Origin of the sequence: Aromatoleum bremense (assembly GCF_017894365.1) — a bacterium.
GTDB lineage: Bacteria > Pseudomonadota > Gammaproteobacteria > Burkholderiales > Rhodocyclaceae > Aromatoleum > Aromatoleum bremense.
This window is the reverse complement of sequence record NZ_CP059467.1, coordinates 3,900,065-3,917,846: the sequence shown is the minus strand read 5'-3', so window position 1 is coordinate 3,917,846 and position 17,782 is coordinate 3,900,065. Positions and strand designations below refer to the sequence as shown.

Sequence of the window (17,782 nt, the reverse complement as noted above, 5' to 3'; positions counted from 1 at the left end):
GCTTTTCCTGCAGGCGCCTGGAGAGCGGGCCCCGGAAATTCGGACAGCCGGATAGGTGGTAGCCTTGCCCCAGCGATGGCCGCGTGAGCGGCCCTGAAATGGAGCAAGAGCATGACGAGAAGGAAACGGCGAAACCACTCGCCGGCGTTCAAGGCGCAAGTGGCGGTGGCCGCGCTCAAAGGAGACAAGACGCTGGCCGAGCTGGCGCAGCAGTTCGACGTCCATCCGAACCAGATCGCCGACTGGAAGAGCCAGTTGATGGAGCGCGCCGCGCACGTGTTCGGTGACGCCTCGGCGACCGCGACCGCCGCACCGGATCTGACGAAGCTGCACGCCAAGATCGGGCAGCTGACGCTGGAGAATGATTTTTTAGAAAGCGCGCTCACCAAGGCGGGCCTGCTGAGCGCAAGAAAATGATCGACCGCACCCATGAACTGCCGCTGACGCAGCAATGCCGGATTCTGCGTCTGGCGCGCTCGTCGATGTACTACACGCCGCGAGAAGTGTCGGCGCACGATCTGGCGCTGATGCGCCGGATGGACGAACTGCATCTCGAGCACCCGTTTGCCGGAGCGCGGATGCTGCGGGATTTGCTGCGCGCCGAGGGGCATGCGATCGGGCGCAAGCACGTCGGCACGCTGATGCGCCGCATGGGCATCGAGGCGCTCTATCGCAAGCCCAACACGTCCCGGCGCCGCCGCGGTGACGAGATCTATCCGTACCTGCTGCGGGATCTGAAGATCGAACGCCCCAACCAGGCGTGGGCCGCCGACATCACCTACATCCCGATGCGCAAGGGTTTCGTGTATCTGTTCGCCATCATCGATTGGTCCTCGCGCCGAGTGCTGGCGTGGCGGCTGTCGAACACGCTGACCACCGACTTCTGCCTCGATGCGGTGCGCGAAGCGCTGCATCGCTACGGCCGCCCGGAGATCTTCAACACCGATCAGGGATGCCAGTTCACCAGCACCGATTTCACCGACCTGCTCAAAGACAACGGCATCCAGATCAGCATGGACGGCAAGGGCTGCTGGCGCGACAACGTCTTCGTCGAGCGGCTGTGGAAGAGCGTGAAATACGAAGAGGTGTACCTCAAGGCCTATGACAGCGTCGCCGAGGCCAAGGCCCACCTGGGCGCCTACCTGCGCTTCTACAACGAACGCCGGCCGCACCGCGCTCACGACGGGCGCACCCCCGACCAGGCGTACTTCGGCGCGCTCCGCGATGAGACGCCGCTGGCGGCATGACGGCACAAAGGCTGGCTCCGTGGATTTATGGACGATGCGCTTCGCGCACCGGGCCGCTTGCCGTGGAAAAGTCTGACGACTTTCCCACCGCGCAGCCCTTCGCCCACAAGCTCCACCGAGCTCGAACCGATTTTTATAAAATATGAGAAAGTCAAAACCAACCCAGACCTCGGGCCCCCGGCCCTAACCGGCAAGGCTCCACTTATCGAACCGGATTCCCTGTCCAGACAATCGGGGCCACCTCTTGGCGAGCACGTTCCTGTTTTCTGAATCGGTGCGCAGATCATCCAGTTCGCTGTTATAGCGCTCGGAAAGATCCTCGAAATAAAACGACGTCATGTAATCACTTTCTCGATATATGTGTTCCACAGCGAGGCCGCTTCCTGCAGTGGGTCGTCGATCAGGTTGCGACGCCGCAGCGCATCGTATTCGCGACGCCTGGCCTCGTCCCCCAGCAACTCGTAAGCCGTCTGCACTTCCCGAAAACGCGCCGCAGCGTCGGCCGAGGGGTTTTTGTCGGGATGGTACAGACGGGCAGCCTTCCGGTAGGCCGATTTGATTTCATCAAGAGATGCAACAGGCGAAATATCAAGGACTTCGTAGGGATCTCTCATTTTACGATTATTAATCAGCCGGGTTTATGGTCGTCAGTATAACAACGAACTATCGCACCCTTGCGGGAGAGTCAGCTTCCGTGGCACCTACGACGAGACGGGAACGTGACGGCGCGTGAGCCGTTCGATGATCGCCTTGCGCTCCAGTTCCAGGAGGCGCTCGGGGTGGTCGCGGCACACGACGTGCCGTTGATCGCGGACAACACCTACGCGGAACTGTACTTCGGCAAGCAGGTGCCAGGGTAACGCTCTGAGGCATGATTGACGAATATGCCGGAGCCCCGCCGCACTCCCGCCAAACTGTTGCGGCCGAAAACCTCCTTCCTCACTGACGCCCCTTACCAACGGCTCTGCCAACGCTTGTCCATTTCTACGACCACGAAGCTGCAAAAGGCGATCAGGGCAATCAGGCCCCAGTCCTGCATATCGATTGGTGCGGTCTGGAAAATCTCGTTGAACACCGGTATGTAGGTGAAGGCCAACTGTAGCGCGATCATCAGGACGCTACCGACCCATGGCCACGGATTTCCCCACCCGCCGCCCTGCCAGGCGCTCCGCTGTAACGACCGACAGTTAAAGAGATAGGTGATCTCGATCATCACGAACACATTTACAGCGATCGTGCGCGCCACCTCTGCCGACTGGCCGTTTGACAAGGCGAACTTGAACAGGCCGAAGCTCGCGCCCAGCATCATCAGGCTCACGAGCAGAATGCGCCAAAGCAGCTTGCGGTCAAGAATCGGCGCTGCGGGTGAACGCGGAGGACGACGCATGATGTGAGCTTCGGCCGGCTCGAATGCGAGCGTAAGTCCAAGCAGGATCGCAGTGCTCATGTTGATCCACAGGATCTGCAGCGGCGTGATTGGCAATGGACTTCCAGTCAGGATCGCGACCAGGATGACCATCCCCTCGCCGGCGTTGGTTGGAATGGTCCAGGTGATGAACTTCACTACGTTGTCGTAGATACCGCGACCTTCCTCGATGGCGGCCTCGATGGTGGCGAAGTTGTCATCGGTCAACACCATCGCTGCCGCCTCCTTCGCCACGTCTGTGCCCCCCAGTCCCATGGCGATGCCGATATCGGCCTGCTTGAGCGCAGGGGCGTCGTTGACGCCGTCGCCGGTCATTGCCACCACTTCGCCGTTGGCCTGCAGCGCCCTGACCAAGCGCAATTTCTGTTCGGGCTCGACGCGGGCGAACACGTCGACTTCAGCCGCTGCCGTGCGCAGGGCACTGTCGTCGAGTTCGGCCAGTTCTCGCCCGCTAAGTGCTTTGGCCCCGTCGTCGATGATCTTCAACTGACGAGCGATTGCCATCGCCGTGCCGGGATGGTCACCGGTGATCATTTTTACCCGAATGCCTGCTGTGTGGCAGGTTCGTACGGCCGCGATGGCACGCGGACGTGGGGGATCGATCATGCCGACGATTCCGAGGAATACCAGGTTCCCGTCAATCCGCACTTGATCCAGCGACTGATCTGCACCGACTACCGAGCGGGCCATTGCGAGGACGCGCAAACCCGCTTCCGCCATGCGAACCGAAGCCGCCAGAATCCCTGCGACGTCAACCGGCATCTCGCGCGACTGACGATCCAGCATGCTCGAGCATCCAGGCAGCAGTTTTTCCACCGCTCCTTTCAGGTAAATGATCCGCGCCCCCTCGAGTTCGTGCAGGGTCGCCATGTATTGTCGGCTCGAGTCGAATGGCAATTCGTCAAGCCGGGGAAAGATTGAAGTCAGCGTGACTTCGTCCAAGCCTCCCTTGCGCGCCAGCACCAGCAAGGCCCCTTCGGTAGGATCGCCGACAATGCGCCATTGGCGCTCTTCGTGCACGAGCCGGGCATCGTTGCACAGTACGCCGGCCAGAAGTGTTTCTCTCAGGATAGTTGCTTCATCAACCGGCTCCCCGCCTTCCTCGATGCTGCCGGTCGGGCTGTAACCGCTTCCAGTCACAACAAACGTTTCGCCCCCCGTCCAGATCTCGCGGACCGTCATCGCGTTCTCGGTCAATGTCCCGGTTTTATCGGAGCAGATGACGGTTGTGCTGCCCAACGTCTCTACGGCGGGCAACTTCCGGATGATGGCGCGCCGCTTTGCCATGCGCGCCACGCCTATCGCCAGCGTGATGGTCAGGGCCGCGGGCAGTCCCTCGGGAATTGCGCCTACCGACAAGGCCACGGCAGCCATGAACATATCGAAGAAGGACTCCCCCCGCAGCATGCCGATGACGAAGGTGAGGGTGGCGAGGGCCAGAATCGCGATCAGAAGGCGCTGAGCGAATGCGTTCATCTTGCGCATCAGCGGCGTCGTCAAGTCGGCCGTTTGGGCAATGAGACGGGAAATGCGCCCTGTCTCGGTATTGTCGCCGGTAGCGATCACGATACCCGTTCCTTGCCCGCCCACGACCAGGGTGCCGCAATAGGCCATACTGGAACGATCGGCCAGTACGGTATCGGGCGCAAGCGCGGCGAGGTGCTTTTCTACGGGAGTCGATTCGCCGGTGAGGGCTGCCTCGGCCATACGCAGTTCCTTACCGCCGAGCAGGCGCATATCGGCAGGCACCTTGTCTCCGGCCGACAGAATGACCACGTCGCCTGGCACCAACTCCGTCGCGTCGAGCCGACGTCGCATGCCGGCACGTAAAGCGGTTGCCTCCGATGCGATCGCTCTGGCAAGCGCCAGCAGTGCCGCTTCGGCCTTGCCTTCCTGCATGAAACCGGCGGCTGCATTGATCAGCACCACTCCGAGGATTACGCCTGACTCGACCCACTCGCCGAGCAGCGTAGTCACCAACCCCGCGACGATCAAAACCAGGACCAGCGGTTGAAAGAGTTGAGCGACGAATCGGGCGAATGCGCTTCGTCCCGGAGCGGCACTGGGCCGGTTGGGACCATAAATTTCCAGTCGTGCAGCAGCCTCCGCTTCGTCGAGCCCCCGGGCAGGGTCGACTCTCAAATACCCGGCCACCTCGCCCGCTTTCATCGCATGCCAACTGGGTCGGGGCATGAAGCGCTCTTAGAGAACGGTAAAACTCAGCATCGCAATGAAAGTCGGCGGCAAGGCGGCCAACAGCAGACTGAGCGGGTTGACCGCCTCGTCGTCGAGGTGCCCCTTGAGAATCGCGACGCCTGCCGGATTGGGCGCGTTGGCGATGACGGTGAGTCCGCCCCCCGATACTGCGCCGGCGACCAGGGCGTACTTGAACTCATCGGACAAGCCTTCGACCAGGGAGCCGAGGTACGTCAGCGCCGCATTGTCCGTGAATGCCGTCAGCGCGGTTGCACCGAAGAATACCGCCTCGCTGCTCATGCTCATCAGCACCGGCTGCAGCCACCATTGCTGCTGCCCGCCCAACACCACCAAGCCGGCCAGGAAGAAGGCAACCAGCAGTCCTTCGCGCAGGATCAGGGGATTCTGATGATGCTGGTAGGCGCTGGCCACGCCGAGAAAGAACAGGAACAGGCCCATGAAGATCGCGGGATGGTGGGCGAATACGACGACCCCGGCCAGGAAACCCAGATGAGCGACGACCAGCGCTGGCGGCACCGGGACCGCACCCTTGCTGCCGCCAGCCAAGGGTAAATTGGCAAGTTCCTTGCGAAACAGCAGGGCGACGCCGATGGCGTTGACCACGACCGCGATCGCGGCTTTCCAGCCAAACGTCGCCAGCATGAAACTGATGTCCCAGCCCCATTTGCCCGCGACCATCAGCACCGGCGGCGCAGCGAAAGGGGTCAGGGTGCCCCCGATCGAGACATTCACGAACAGCACACCCAGCGTGGCGTATTTCAGCCGCGACGAGATGCCTCGCGAAAAGAAGCCGTTGACCAGGATCAGGGCGGCCAGGGTCATCGCAGCAGGCTCGGTGATGAACGAGCCGAGCAGTGGCACCACCGCCATTACCGTCAAGTAATAGCCCAGGCTGCCTGGCAAGGGCAGTGCGCGTGCGATCAGGCTCGTGGCGCTCATCGCCGTCTGCAGGATCGGGCGCGTGGCCGCGATCACCATGATGGCGAACACGAACAAGGGCTCGGTGAAGTTGCGCGAGTCGATGTAGCCGATGGCGATCGACGGGCCTTCGATCGCGAACATGCTTAAAACCAGGATCAGCGCCCAGAAGCCGAATACCACTTCGATTTCGCCCAACAAATGCCAGATGCCCGCATGCGTCGGCCGCGTGTGGGCGAGGCGCTCGAAGATTCGGGTCGAGAAGGTGTGCAGAATCGCCACCGCGAACAAGGCAGTGGCGACGAACTGAATGAGCGTGGGTGCGTTCATGGATCGTAGAAAAGCCGCGTGGCGGCCCGACCATCGCATCAACCTGCCACGCTTGATTGCGTGAGCACCCGGCCCGAGTCTAACGCAAATTTATTGATTTCGAAACGGCACCCTACCCATTCCGGAACGGCCAGATAGCGAGCTATCGAAGCGTCACCGCGCCCGGGCGTCAACCGATGGCGCACAAGTCCCACCCGCCAGCTTCATTAATATGGAAGTCATATTCCTCAACTATTGTGGTGAAACCGAGACTTCCTGCCAGACAGCCATGATTCGTCACATTACCGAGAAACTTGTGCCTCCGGTCCCGCGCTTCCATTTGCCCCGGGACGATGGCCTGTATCAGCCTATTCTCTTCGCATTCGTCACCGACCGGATGCGTCAGTGCATCGAGTATGAACGACAGGTCCTGCTCGATGCCGTTTCGCCAACAGTCCGCGCACGGCAGGAGAAAGTCTTCCAGTGCTACGACCCGCATGCGAGCCACCGTACCTACCAGAACATCCTGAGGCGCTTTCGCCTGCCGGAGAAGCAGGAGGGTGCCCGGTGGGCGAGAGACTGAATCAGCGCCGAACCAGTTGATCATTCCGTGCCTGATACACCGTACCGACAAGCCCGCGGTGGCGAGTCCACGGCGAGCTGTAATCACAAATCCGGCAAAGAGTGATGGGGGTCACAGAGCGCCTCAGCGACCACGTGCCGGATTCGTCCCTGCTCGCCCCGCTGTCATCGGCGGACCCGCAGTCCCATCAGTCTGGCGTCGGTTCGCTTCACCTCGGTCCGAGAGACTCCACGATGACGCACCTCCTGCACCCCGCGATCTGGCTTTCCGCCCGATTCGATTTCCGCTGGAAACTGTTCGGCACCTTTCTGCTCTTCGCGATTCTGCTGACCGCAGCGACGGCGCTGCTGGTGCTGGAGGCGAGGCATTCGATCGCTCGCATCGACAGGCAGCGCGAGGGGCTTGCGCTGCAGTTGCCGCTACTCAACCTCGTGCGTAGCGTCCAGGATCACTACGCAGCGTCGCTGGCGACGATTCACGGCGAGGCGTCGATGCGCTCGCGCATGACGGCGGCGATGATCGAGTTCGAGCGTGGTGCACCGGGGGTGTTCGAGCATCCGCTGGCTGGCCAAGAGGGCGCGCAGATCGCCCGGCAATGGCAGGCGCTCGCCGCGACACCCCCCACGGATGCCGACGCGAGCCGGAACGCCCATGAGGCGATCCTCGGCGATCTGTTCCGGCTGCGCGAGACCGTCGTCGATCGGAGCGGATTGAGCCTCAACGACGACGCGGGGGTCCAGGTCCTGACCGATCTTCTCAACACGCAGTTGGTGCCGCTGATCCAGAACCTCGGACAGGCACGCGACGCCGGCGTCGGCATCATCGCCCGCGGGCGGATCAGCATGTCGCAGCGCGAGGCAATGAGCATCGTTCGCGGCAGTTTCGACACACTGCTCACGTGGATGGACCGCAGCGTGGAGAAAACTGGAGTCATCCGCCCGGAACTGAAGGGCGCACTCGCCGAGCCGTTCGCCGCGCTGAACGGCGCCACGCTCGGGGTCCAGGAATACCTGACGACGAAGCTGATCAACACAAGCGATTTCGACATTGCCCCCGCCTCCTACCACGCCAAGGGCAGCGCAGCACTCGAAGCGGGGATGGCCTTCGCCGCGCGCTTGATACCCGGGATCGACCAGTTGATGGCCACCCGCGAGCAGGAAACCCGCAGCGCGTTCCAGTCCGCACTGCTCGCATTCGCGATCGCCGTCGCATTGATCGCGTATCTCTTCGCCGGCGCCTATACGTCGATCCTGCGTTCGATCCGCGAACTCGAAGAGGCCGCTCGCGCGATGGCAGCGGGCGACCTGCGGGCCCGCGTGGTGGTACGCACGCACGACGAGATCGGTCACGTCGGCAACGGATTCAATGCGATGGCGGAGAGCTTTTCGGCGCTGATCGCCAAGGTCGCCGGGGCGGCCGGCAATACCCGGTCAGCTGCGAGCGAGCTCACCGACCAGGTCGCGCAGGTGACCGCGGCGTCAGCCCGCCAGAGCGAATCGGCCGCCCGCTCGTCGAGTTCGGTGCAGGCGCTCGCAGTCAGCGTGCAGCAGGTCGCCACGCACGCCGAGGACACGAGCCGGATTGCCCGGCAGGCGGCGGAACTTTCTGCCGACGGCCGGGCCGTCGCCGATCAGGCCGCCGCCGGCATGCAGTGCATCGTCGACGACATCGCCGCCGCCGTGGCCGCGGTGCTGGCGCTCGAGGAGCGTTCGCGCACCATCGATCGAGTGGTCCATGTGATCGCGGAGATCGCCGAGCAGACAAACCTGCTCGCACTGAACGCGGCGATCGAGGCGGCGCGGGCCGGCGAAGTCGGACGCGGGTTCGCGGTCGTCGCCGACGAAGTGCGCAAGCTCGCGGACCGCACCGGCAGTTCCACACGCGAGATCGCCGCGACGATCCGCGAGATGCGCAACGGAATCCAGGACGTTGTCGCCGGCATCCGGCAGGGCAGCGCGCGGGTCGGCGAGAGTTCGGTGCTATTCGCGAAGGTGCTGAGCGCGCTCGACGCGATCCACGGCGAAGTCACGCGCTCGGCGATGCTGGTCGGCGATATCGTCTCCGTCACCCGGGCGCAGACCGACGCCAGCCACGACATCGCATGCAGCATCGAGACCATGGCGGTGATGGCCGACGAAAATCACAGCACGGCGCGCCGAACGGGAACCGCAATCAGCGACCTGCTGCAGCTCTCGGACAGCCTGCGGGTCGCGGTCGCCGGACTGAGGGTGTGAGGACTGCGGTGCGCGAGGCTCCTCGTCACCTTCATTGCTTTGCAACGATACGTGAGCACGATGTCCCCATGCGGGTCGCGGCAGCGCGCGGGCGGATGCCCTGCCCTCTTGCCGCGTCGCGGCTCGATCGCCCGGAAAGATCTTTATCTGCCTCGAGGAACATCATGCTTTCGAAATCCGACCTTTTTGTCCTGTTCGACGCTCTCCTCGAGACTCATGCGCTCGAATACGAATTCCAGCCGATTGCCGACATCGGCCGGGCGTCGGTGCTGGGCTACGAAGCGCTGATGCGCGGGCCGCTCGGCTCCGCGTTGCGCTCGCCCGACGACCTGCTGCGTGTCGCAAAAAGCGCCGGGCGCATGGCGGACCTCGAGCGCGAGGCCTGCCTCGGAGCGATCAGCGCGTTTGGGCGAGTGGGCGTGCCCGGAAAGCTGTTCCTGAACCTGTCGGGATCGATGATCGAGCACTTTGCGCGAGACAACGGACGCCAGATGCTGGACCGCGCTCAGCAGGCCGGACTCTCTCCGGGCCGGCTCGTGCTCGAACTAACCGAGCACGAGCGCGTCGAGGATGTCGAGGGGCTGCAGGCGGCAATGAAGACCCTCGCCGCGCTCGGCGTCACGCTCGCGCTCGACGATTTCGGCGATGGCCGCTCAAGCCTGCGCTTGTGGGTGCAACTGAAGCCGCAGATCGTCAAACTCGACAAGTATTTCGTGCGGGGCCTGCAGGGCGACAGCCGCAAGATCGAGGTGATCCGCAGCGTGCTGCGGCTGGCCGAAGTACTCGCCACGCCGCTCGTCGCCGAAGGCATCGAGGATGCGGCCGAACTCGCGGTGCTGCGCGACCTCGGCTGTCATTACGCACAGGGTTACTGTATCGGCCGTCCGACCGCGGCGCCGGACGTCACGCTGCCGGACGCGGTGGTGAATGTGCTGACGTCGGGAAAAATCTCGGTGCTGCCGGCGCTCGCGCGCCCGCAGCGCATCGGGCATTCGGTCGACCGGCTGAAAGTGTCCGCCCCCGCGGTCGAACCGCAACTCGCGAGCAGCGAGCTGTTTCGCATCTTCGGCGCGAATCCGGACTTGCATGCGGTCGCGGTTGTCGATGGCACCGTGCCCCTGGGCCTGGTGAACCGTCGCGATTTCATCGAGAAATACATCCAACCGTTCCACCGCGAGCTCTACAGCAAGCGGCCGGTGGTGCAGTTCATGAATGCGAGTCCGATCTGCGCGGAACGCTCCTCTCCGCTCGATTCGCTGATCAACGTGCTCACCGGCGACGATCAGCGCTACCTGCGCGATGGCATCATCGTCACCGAAGACGGCCGTTACGCGGGCATTGCAACCGGCGAGAGTCTCGTGCGCGCGGTCACCGAGCTGCGGATCGAAGCGGCGCGCCACGCGAACCCGCTGACGCTCCTGCCCGGCAACATTCCGCTCACGGAGCATATCGGCCGGCTGCTCCACGCCAGCGTGTCGTTCGCCGCCTGCTATTTCGATCTGAACAACTTCAAGCCCTTTAACGATCTTTACGGTTACTGGCGCGGCGACGAGATGATCAAGCTGGCGGCGAAAATCGTCGCGCACCACTGCAATCCGACGCAGGACTTCGTCGGCCACGTCGGCGGGGATGACTTCGTGGTGTTGTTCCAGAGTGAGAACTGGGCGGACCGCTGCGAGCGCATCGTCGAGCAGTTCAATTGCGAGGCGCGCTCGCTGTTCGACCCGCGGGAGCTCCAGCAGGGAGGCTTCCACAGCGAGGATCGCCGCGGCTTCCCGAGTTTTTTCCCGCTGACGACAATCGCGGCGGGCGAAGTCAGCGTGTCGCCGGGCCAGTTTCGGCACCCCGAAGAGGTCGCCTCGGCTGCCGCCGCGGCGAAGAAGATCGCGAAGCTGGCGCCGAGCGGTGTGCATCGCGCATGCCTGGCGAAGGTGATCGCGCTGCGTGAGGCGACCGCGTAGCGCAATTCAGGCCAAGCTTCGCGTCCCGCACGGGGTGGCGCTGTCGTCGCGCGCTGCGCATTGAAATTCTGTCCGTCCGACGATGACGTGGTGCCGGCGCCTGAACTCTCACGTGCCACGTCCCGTCCAATGGAAGCATTTTCCTTCGCGCGAGGCCGGTCGCCCGTCAGGCGCAGCCGGCACGAGCATCAAGAAGCGGTCCACCATGTCCGAGCCCTTCGTGTACATCGACACCCCCGAAGTTCGTCCCGGCGTTCCGCCCGCGGTCCGGTGGTGGTTCGAAGCGCTTGACGAGATGCGAAGGCACGCCGGCAGAGCGCTCGATCGCATCAACCTCGGTCGGCAGGAAACCGGGTTCGAGGTTGTTTTTTCGCGGCCGGCGGTCCGTCTGCGCGTCTATGGAAAGTCACGGAAAGGGTCACCTGTCCTGCTTATCGTGCCGGCGCCGATCAAGCGTCCGTATATCTGGGATCTCTCGCCGGAAAGAAGCGTCGTGCGCAAGGCGGTGGACCGCGGCTTCGACGTCTATCTGGTCGAATGGACCGAAGCGCAGGACGACGAGGCTCGCTTCGGCCTCGAAGAATATGCGCTGATCGCACTCGGGGAGTGCATCGAGGCGATCCGGTCTCGGGCGCAGTCCGGCCGGATCTTCCTTGCGGGGCATTCGCTCGGCGGCACTTTCGCGGGCATCTACAGCGCTTGCCATCCCGAACACGTCAGGGGCCTCGTGCTGATCGAGGCGCCGCTCCATTTTGCCGAGGCGTCCGGGGCGTTCAAGCGCATGCTCGACGCCGGGGTCCCCGCGCAAGCCGTGCTTCAGTCATCGCGCCCTGTTCCGGGTTCGCTGATCAACCTGATGAGCCTGTGGGCGTCGCCGAAGACGTTTCAGCACGAGCGGTATCTCGACTTCGTCGCGAGCCTGGGTTCGCGCGCGGACCTCGAAACCCACGTGCGCGTCGAACGGTGGACGCTGGACGAACTCCCGATGCCGCGCAGGCTGTTCGACGATGTCGTCGAGCAGCTCTACCGTAAAGACCGGTTCATGCGCGGCGAACTGACGATCGGAAACAGGCACATTCGCCCTCGTGACGTGACGTCGCCCGTGTTTGCGGTTTTCGACCCGAACAGCCACATCATTCCGCCCGCCTCGCTCCTCGCGTTCTACGAGCAGGTCGGCAGCCAGGACAAGGAGGCGATGCCCTACCTCGGAGACACCGGCGTCGCGTTGCAGCACGTCGGCGCGCTGGTCGGCGAAAACGCGCACCGCCTGATCTGGCCACGAATTTTCGATTGGCTGGGGCGGCTCACCGCCGAATGATCGCCGATTTCACTCGCACCTTGGGTGGTGGAGATCCTCTCCCCGGCCACCGCCGGCCACGACCTCATCGTAAAACGCCGCCTCTCTCTATGAGCACGTCGGCGTGCGCGAATACTGGCTGGTGCATCCGGTGGACCGCGTCGTCACTGTCTATCACCTGAAATCGGCAGCGGCGTGATGAGTGCGGCGATGCCGGCACTAACGGGCTTGCGTTCATGAATAGGAGCCCCTAAAAATTTGTAAGGAACTGTATTGTTGTGTGAAGTTGACTTGATGTAGAGTGCATACATTCACACCGACGGGTTGCGATCCGTCATTTAGGCGGTCCACTCATAGGCGTCGTACCCCCTCACAGCGAGTCCCCCGTGAACATCGAAGACTTCATGCTCGGCTACAAGGCCGCCTGGGAGCAGCGCAACCCGGCAATGTTCGCGGCACTGTTTCTCCCCGACGGGCAGTACCACAACACACCGTTTCAGGTTCAGTGCGGCACCGAGCAGTTGGCCAAGTACTGGGAACGGGTGAAACTCCAAGAGGACGTTCAGGTCACCTTCGAGGTCTTGGCCAGCACCGCCACATCGGGCATCGCCCACTGGCACGTCACCTATCAAGTCGCATCGGAAGAACTGTTCCAAATCTGGGCCAAATCCACCGGCACTGGCCTCGTTGCGCGCAAGCCTGGCGATCCTCTACCAAGAATGGTGCTCGATGGTGTCCTCCAGGCTTCATTCAGCGGCAATCTGTGCTCGGAGGCTCGCATCTGGTGGCACAGCATGCCCCAGCCTGCCTAGGGTGCCAAGCAACAACGCCTAACGAATTACACAGGATCGTACCAGGATCGGGGGTCACAGGATTGCACAGGATAAGGATCGGGGTCAGATAAGGATCGTGAAGGATCGGGGTCATGAAGGATCGGGGTCAGGTCTTGCAATAACGCATTCTCCTCTGTCATAGCGATGCCATGGCACGTCCATGGGGAATTCCTGATCAATTGACGTGTCAAGCACACCCACCCAAGCCAGCCAGTTGAACTGACTTCGATGAACGCTTTTCCCGCCCCTGCTGCTGAAATCGGAAGCCCTTTCGGCCACGATCGCCCGTTTTCGGGCGCAGCAGGCGGATTCCGCCCATCAACTCATCAGGGTTCGCCTCGCCAGGTAAAGGTTGGTCAATCCGATCAGCGTTCAACTGGGTTGGCTTGGCTGGGTTGCCCGTACCGCTTTGCAACAGGGCGGCGCAGGATGCCGGAACGAGAGAGGTCGAGATGCAACTCTACAAAAATCTGAGTGGACAATCCGGAGTAGCCGCCTTCGAAATCGGTGTCGATTTCGTGAAGGTGGTGTTCCACGGCAATCCCAGGGTCTACGTCTACTCGGCTCGCAACATCACGCCAGCGAAAATCGAGCACATGAAACAGTTGGCGGCTGCCGGGCGCGGCCTCGCGACCTTCATCAGCCAGAATCCCGACGTCAGAGCCGGGTTTTCGTAAGGCGTTTCCCATGGGTTCTCCTTTTGCTGATCCTGGTCGAAGGCACGTCGAGGCTTGCGTTCCTCGAGCCGGCCCTGGGGAATACGAACGGGCAGACGGCAGGCGAATCCTTTATGCAGGCCGGCCACGCCGAGCAGCGCACAGCAATCGGCATTCCGAGGGGGCGAGATACACATTCCGGGAGGCACCACGAGCGAACACCGCACGCGTGCGCCGTCAGCGCTCAGGGGATGCCTGCATCGGCGCGCACAAGACCTCCCGGATGAACGACGACGCGGCGATTCTTGCTAACATCTACGCGAGCTGGCTCATCCGGGAGCTGTGCTGCGAATTCGACCTCCGCATCGCAGTCCTGGAGAGGACACCTCCAGGCCGATAATCTGCAAAGGTTTTGCCTCGAGCCCTGTCCATCGCAGCCGTCCACACCTTGAACTTCGACTTATTTGCAAGCCAATCTGTTTGAAGGCCAATAGATATATGCCGAACACTTCGCCGTTCCTGGTACCCGACCGAATCGAGTCCCCGCGTCTCGTTCTGCGCACGTTCCGCCCGGATGACTGGCCCTTCCTCCACGAGCACTACTCGGACCCCGAAAGCACCCGCTTCACTTTTCGTCGCGCGCTTTCCGAAGGCGACAGCTGGTATGCGATGGCGAACATGGTCGGGCACTGGCACCTGCGAGGTTACGGCCCCTACGCGGTCGAGGAAAAAGCGACCGGAAACGTGCTGGGAACGGTCGGGCTCTGGTACCCGAAGGACTGGCCCGAACCCGAAATCAAATGGGCGCTGACCCGCCGCTACTGGGGCAAGGGTTACGCCAGCGAAGCGGCGCGCACCGTGCAGGCGATGGCCAAAGAGCACCTTCCGGACGTCTCGCTGATCAGCTTCATCCACGCCGAGAACGCGGCATCGATCGCCCTGGCCCTCGCCGTCGGGGCAACGTTCGAAAAGGAAATGCCGTTTCGCGGCGCGACCTGGCACATCTACCGGCACGCGCGCTGAAAGGCTGTCGCGCGCCGAGGAGCGTCTCCGCCGGCGCGCCACTCCGGCTCAGGCACCCAACGGGATCAGAGCATGAATGGCTGCTTCGTCGCAGGCGCGAGCGCGACACCGGCGGCAAAAACTTTCGCCTGCCGCGGCTTGAACCACACCATGCGGCCAGGCGACAGGTCGAGATTCGCGGCGCGCTCCGTAGCCACGGTCTGGTGCAGTTCAGTTTTTTCCGGCGGCAGTTCGGCGGTCAGCATCTCGGTTTCCTTGCGCATGCGCCATTCGACGATGGTCTTCGCGACGAACGTGACGAGGCCGAGCAGCGCGAGCACCGTCGCGAGCAGCAGAGTGGAAAATTTGTTCATGGAAGCTCCAGGTGCGAGCCGATAAGGTCAGCGGCATGAACGATAGCCGAAGCCAGCCGACCATGTCATGCATGAGATCCCCTTTCTTTATTAGGGATGGAACTATAGAGAAACGCGTCACCCGCGCGGCGCGCTGGGCGCGTGAATATTCCGGTCGTGCTTCAGTTACCTGTCGTTACAAGGAGTTTTTTCCGGAAAGAGCATGCCCGGCAGGAATGTCGGGGGCGAGTAACGCATAATTCATTGAAATGGAAGAATGACGATCCGGCGAGTGCCTGAACCCCATTTCTAGGTTGGGAAGTCACGATGTCACTTCATGCCACTGTTACCTGTCCGACTTGCGGGAGCGCCGATTGTCGCAAGTCGAAATGGCAGTCCGAAGGCGAAAGGCAGGTGCAGACGGGCAAGCGCCCGTATCGGTGCCGCGCCTGCACGCATCGTTTCCATGCGCCCGAGCGCAAGCGGTCCCGCTGGCGGAACGGCGCATCCTTCATCGGACCGGTGCTGGTAGTGGTGGCCGTGATGGCCGCAGTGATCGTCGTCGGCTCGAGGACCAGCGACGAAATACCGGCGCAGAACCTTCCGGGCGTGCCGATTCCGATCGATCCCTACACGCTACGTGCAGCCAATGAAGGGGATGCGGCGGCACAGCTCCGGATTGCGAAGACGCTGTTGCTCGACTCCGCGAACGACCGCGCGCAGTCGCTGGAGGCCGTTCGCTGGCTGCAGGCAGCGGCAGGCAGTGAACATCCGGGAGCGATGGTGGAACTCGGAAAGCTCTACCGCAGCGGCTTCGGCGTGCTGCAGGACTACGATCAGGCAGCCAAATGGATCCGCACCGCAGCGGCGCGCGGCGACGCCGAAGGGATGCTCGAACTGGGCCGCCTGTACCGCGACGGCATCGGTTTCCCGCGCGACCCGGTGCGCGCCTACGTGTGGTTCAACCGCGCCGCCGCAGCGCTGAATATTGATGCCGTGCGCGACCGCGACGAGATTGCGCGCAGCCTCGACGCCGACGAACTGAAGCAAGCGCAGGCACAGTCGTCGAGAGTGGAATCCGGCGAAGCGGAAGCCAGTCCGGTCAAGGAACGCAAGGGCTAGCGGCTTGCCCTAGGCATCCGGCCCGACCGTCTCATCGGCCCGAGGGGCACCGGATGCCGCCGCGGACAGCATCTCCCGGCGGCTTTCGGGCGTTTCCAGGCTGATCCGTCCCAGCACGCCGCTGCGGTAATCGTTGAGGAAGATTTGCGAGGCTTTCTCGAGATCCGGCGCGCCGCCCTTGAGCCGGCAGCCGCGCCGCGCCGCGATCGTCTCGATGAGGCCGACACCGTCCAGCGCCTCGAGGCGTTCCGGCGCGATGCCGTAGCGCGCCGCGAGCAGCGCCGGGTAACGTTCCAGCAGCAGGTCGCCGAGGAAAGTCGCGACCTCCTCGTCGATGACGGCGTTGCGCCCGATCGCGTGACTCGCGGCGAGCATGAACCCGTCGGAGTCGTGGGCGATCTTCGGCCACATCAGGCCGGGCGTGTCGGTGATCGTCATGTGCGAACCGAGGTCGAAAGTCTGCTGCGACTTCGTCACCGCCGGCTCGTCGCCGACCTTCGCGACGCGGCGCTTCAGCAGCGCGTTCATCAGCGTCGATTTGCCGACGTTCGGGATGCCCATGATCATGATGCGCAGCAGCTTGGTGCCGTCGTTGCGGTGCGGCGCGAGCGCCTGGCACAGGCCGGGCACGCGCGCGACGTCCCCCGGCTTTTTGCACGACAGCGCGACCGCCTTGACACCTTCCTGGCTGTTGAAGAAATCGAGCCAGGCGCGCGTCGCGACGGGATCGGCGAGATCGGCCTTGTTGAGCACCTTGAGACATACCCGCTGACGGTGCCGGCGCAACTCGTGGATCATCGGATTGCTGCTCGCCTCGGGGATGCGGGCATCGAGCACCTCGATGACGACGTCGGTCAGCGCCATCGTTTCGGCCGCTTTCTTGCGCGCCGAGGTCATGTGACCGGGAAACCACTGGATCGACATCTGGAATCAAAGCCTTGGAGAAGGGGCGCATTATCGCCTCCTTCGTCCGCGGCTTGGGGCAAAATGGCGAACTTTCGAGGGAATGCGGATGAATCGTGACAAGGTGCTCGCGGCGACGCGACAGTGGCTGGAGAAGGCGGTGATCGGACTCAACCTGTGTCCGTTCGCGAAATCGGTATACGTGAAGAACCAGGTGCGCATCGTTGTCAGCGACGCGCGGCACGTCGACGCGTTCCTCGAGGAGCTCGACCGCGAACTCGATTTCCTCGCCGCCGCCGATCCTGCGGAGGTCGATACGACGCTGCTCGTGCATCCGGCCCTGTTCCCCGATTTCCTCGATTTCAACGAGATCGTCGGCATCGCCGAGGAAGCCGTCGCCGAGCACGAGCTCGAAGGCGTCCTGCAGGTCGCGAGCTTCCATCCGCGCTTCCGCTTCGAAGGCACCGGCGAGGACGATATCGAGAACTACACCAACCGTTCGCCCTATCCGACCCTGCACCTGCTGCGCGAGGACAGCATCGAGCGCGCGGTCGCCGCGTATCCGGATGCCGAGACGATCCCCGAGCGCAACATCGAGACGATGAACCGCCTCGGCCACGACGGCTGGAAAGCGCTCGGCATTCCCGACGGCGGCGAGGACGACACGCCGTGAGCGAGGCCCACGCAAAAGGCCGGCGTCCGGCGAGTCGCGGGCGCACCG

At 63.1% G+C, this 17,782-nt stretch carries 16 protein-coding genes; 9 read left to right on the top strand and 7 right to left on the bottom strand.

Annotated elements, in window-relative coordinates:
- Positions 1–111: 111 nt before the first annotated feature.
- A protein-coding gene (locus pbN1_RS18520; RefSeq protein WP_085938645.1) for an IS3-like element ISAzo18 family transposase occupies positions 112–1,247 on the top strand; the annotation gives its coding sequence in 2 pieces (ribosomal slippage) (positions 112–364 and positions 364–1,247; 1,137 coding nt in all).
- A 335-nt stretch (positions 1,248–1,582) separates the two neighbouring features.
- Here pbN1_RS18520 and pbN1_RS18515 read toward each other — a convergent pair.
- Entirely contained in the window at positions 1,583–1,861 is a 279-nt protein-coding gene (locus tag pbN1_RS18515; protein ID WP_169202602.1) for a DnaJ domain-containing protein, read from the bottom strand.
- A 105-nt stretch (positions 1,862–1,966) separates the two neighbouring features.
- Between pbN1_RS18515 and pbN1_RS18510 the strand changes: the two genes are divergently transcribed.
- Positions 1,967–2,107: a hypothetical protein gene (locus pbN1_RS18510; protein WP_169202601.1), complete on the top strand. Its 141-nt coding sequence runs from the start codon at positions 1,967–1,969 to the stop codon at positions 2,105–2,107.
- A gap of 92 nt (positions 2,108–2,199) precedes the next feature.
- Here pbN1_RS18510 and pbN1_RS18505 read toward each other — a convergent pair whose 3' ends face one another.
- From pbN1_RS18505 to pbN1_RS18495, 3 genes are all read right to left on the bottom strand, one after another.
- A complete protein-coding gene (locus pbN1_RS18505) occupies positions 2,200–4,866 on the bottom strand; it encodes a cation-transporting P-type ATPase (RefSeq protein ID WP_169202600.1) in 2,667 nt (888 codons plus the stop codon).
- Between the two features lie 9 nt (positions 4,867–4,875).
- Positions 4,876–6,138: a putative Na+/H+ antiporter gene (locus pbN1_RS18500; RefSeq protein WP_169202599.1), complete on the bottom strand. Its 1,263-nt coding sequence runs from the start codon at positions 6,136–6,138 to the stop codon at positions 4,876–4,878.
- A 169-nt stretch (positions 6,139–6,307) separates the two neighbouring features.
- Entirely contained in the window at positions 6,308–6,724 is a 417-nt protein-coding gene (locus pbN1_RS18495) for a hypothetical protein (RefSeq protein WP_169202598.1), read from the bottom strand.
- A gap of 209 nt (positions 6,725–6,933) precedes the next feature.
- Here pbN1_RS18495 and pbN1_RS18490 point away from each other — a divergent pair, with 209 nt between their 5' ends.
- From pbN1_RS18490 to pbN1_RS18470, 4 genes are all read left to right on the top strand, one after another.
- A complete protein-coding gene (locus pbN1_RS18490) occupies positions 6,934–8,934 on the top strand; it encodes a methyl-accepting chemotaxis protein (protein ID WP_169202597.1) in 2,001 nt (666 codons plus the stop codon).
- 164 nt (positions 8,935–9,098) lie between these two features.
- The gene (locus pbN1_RS18485) at positions 9,099–10,895 is read left to right on the top strand and encodes an EAL domain-containing protein (protein ID WP_169202596.1); all 1,797 of its coding nucleotides are present in this window, start codon (positions 9,099–9,101) and stop codon (positions 10,893–10,895) included.
- A gap of 205 nt (positions 10,896–11,100) precedes the next feature.
- Positions 11,101–12,213, top strand: a complete 1,113-nt coding sequence (locus pbN1_RS18480; RefSeq protein WP_169202595.1) for an alpha/beta fold hydrolase — start codon at positions 11,101–11,103, stop codon at positions 12,211–12,213.
- A gap of 365 nt (positions 12,214–12,578) precedes the next feature.
- Entirely contained in the window at positions 12,579–13,004 is a 426-nt protein-coding gene (locus pbN1_RS18470; RefSeq protein ID WP_169202594.1) for a nuclear transport factor 2 family protein, read from the top strand.
- A 386-nt stretch (positions 13,005–13,390) separates the two neighbouring features.
- Here the strand turns inward: pbN1_RS18470 and pbN1_RS18465 are convergent, their stop codons facing one another.
- Positions 13,391–13,714, bottom strand: coding sequence for a hypothetical protein (locus tag pbN1_RS18465; protein ID WP_169202593.1), 324 nt, complete (start codon positions 13,712–13,714; stop codon positions 13,391–13,393).
- A 465-nt stretch (positions 13,715–14,179) separates the two neighbouring features.
- Here pbN1_RS18465 and pbN1_RS18460 point away from each other — a divergent pair, with 465 nt between their 5' ends.
- A complete protein-coding gene (locus tag pbN1_RS18460) occupies positions 14,180–14,704 on the top strand; it encodes a GNAT family N-acetyltransferase (protein ID WP_244857018.1) in 525 nt (174 codons plus the stop codon).
- 65 nt (positions 14,705–14,769) lie between these two features.
- Here pbN1_RS18460 and pbN1_RS18455 read toward each other — a convergent pair whose 3' ends face one another.
- Positions 14,770–15,057: a TOBE domain-containing protein gene (locus pbN1_RS18455; protein ID WP_210147579.1), complete on the bottom strand. Its 288-nt coding sequence runs from the start codon at positions 15,055–15,057 to the stop codon at positions 14,770–14,772.
- Between the two features lie 393 nt (positions 15,058–15,450).
- On the opposite strand from pbN1_RS18455, the gene pbN1_RS18450 reads away from it, so the two are divergent.
- Entirely contained in the window at positions 15,451–16,158 is a 708-nt protein-coding gene (locus pbN1_RS18450; protein WP_244857017.1) for a tetratricopeptide repeat protein, read from the top strand.
- Between the two features lie 9 nt (positions 16,159–16,167).
- On the opposite strand, the gene ylqF is transcribed toward pbN1_RS18450, so the two are convergent.
- The gene (gene ylqF, locus pbN1_RS18445) at positions 16,168–17,082 is read right to left on the bottom strand and encodes a ribosome biogenesis GTPase YlqF (RefSeq protein WP_169202590.1); all 915 of its coding nucleotides are present in this window, start codon (positions 17,080–17,082) and stop codon (positions 16,168–16,170) included.
- Positions 17,083–17,170: 88 nt separating this feature from the next.
- On the opposite strand from ylqF, the gene pbN1_RS18440 reads away from it, so the two are divergent.
- The gene (locus pbN1_RS18440; protein WP_169202589.1) at positions 17,171–17,734 is read left to right on the top strand and encodes a DUF1415 domain-containing protein; all 564 of its coding nucleotides are present in this window, start codon (positions 17,171–17,173) and stop codon (positions 17,732–17,734) included.
- The last annotated feature ends 48 nt before the right edge of the window (positions 17,735–17,782 follow it).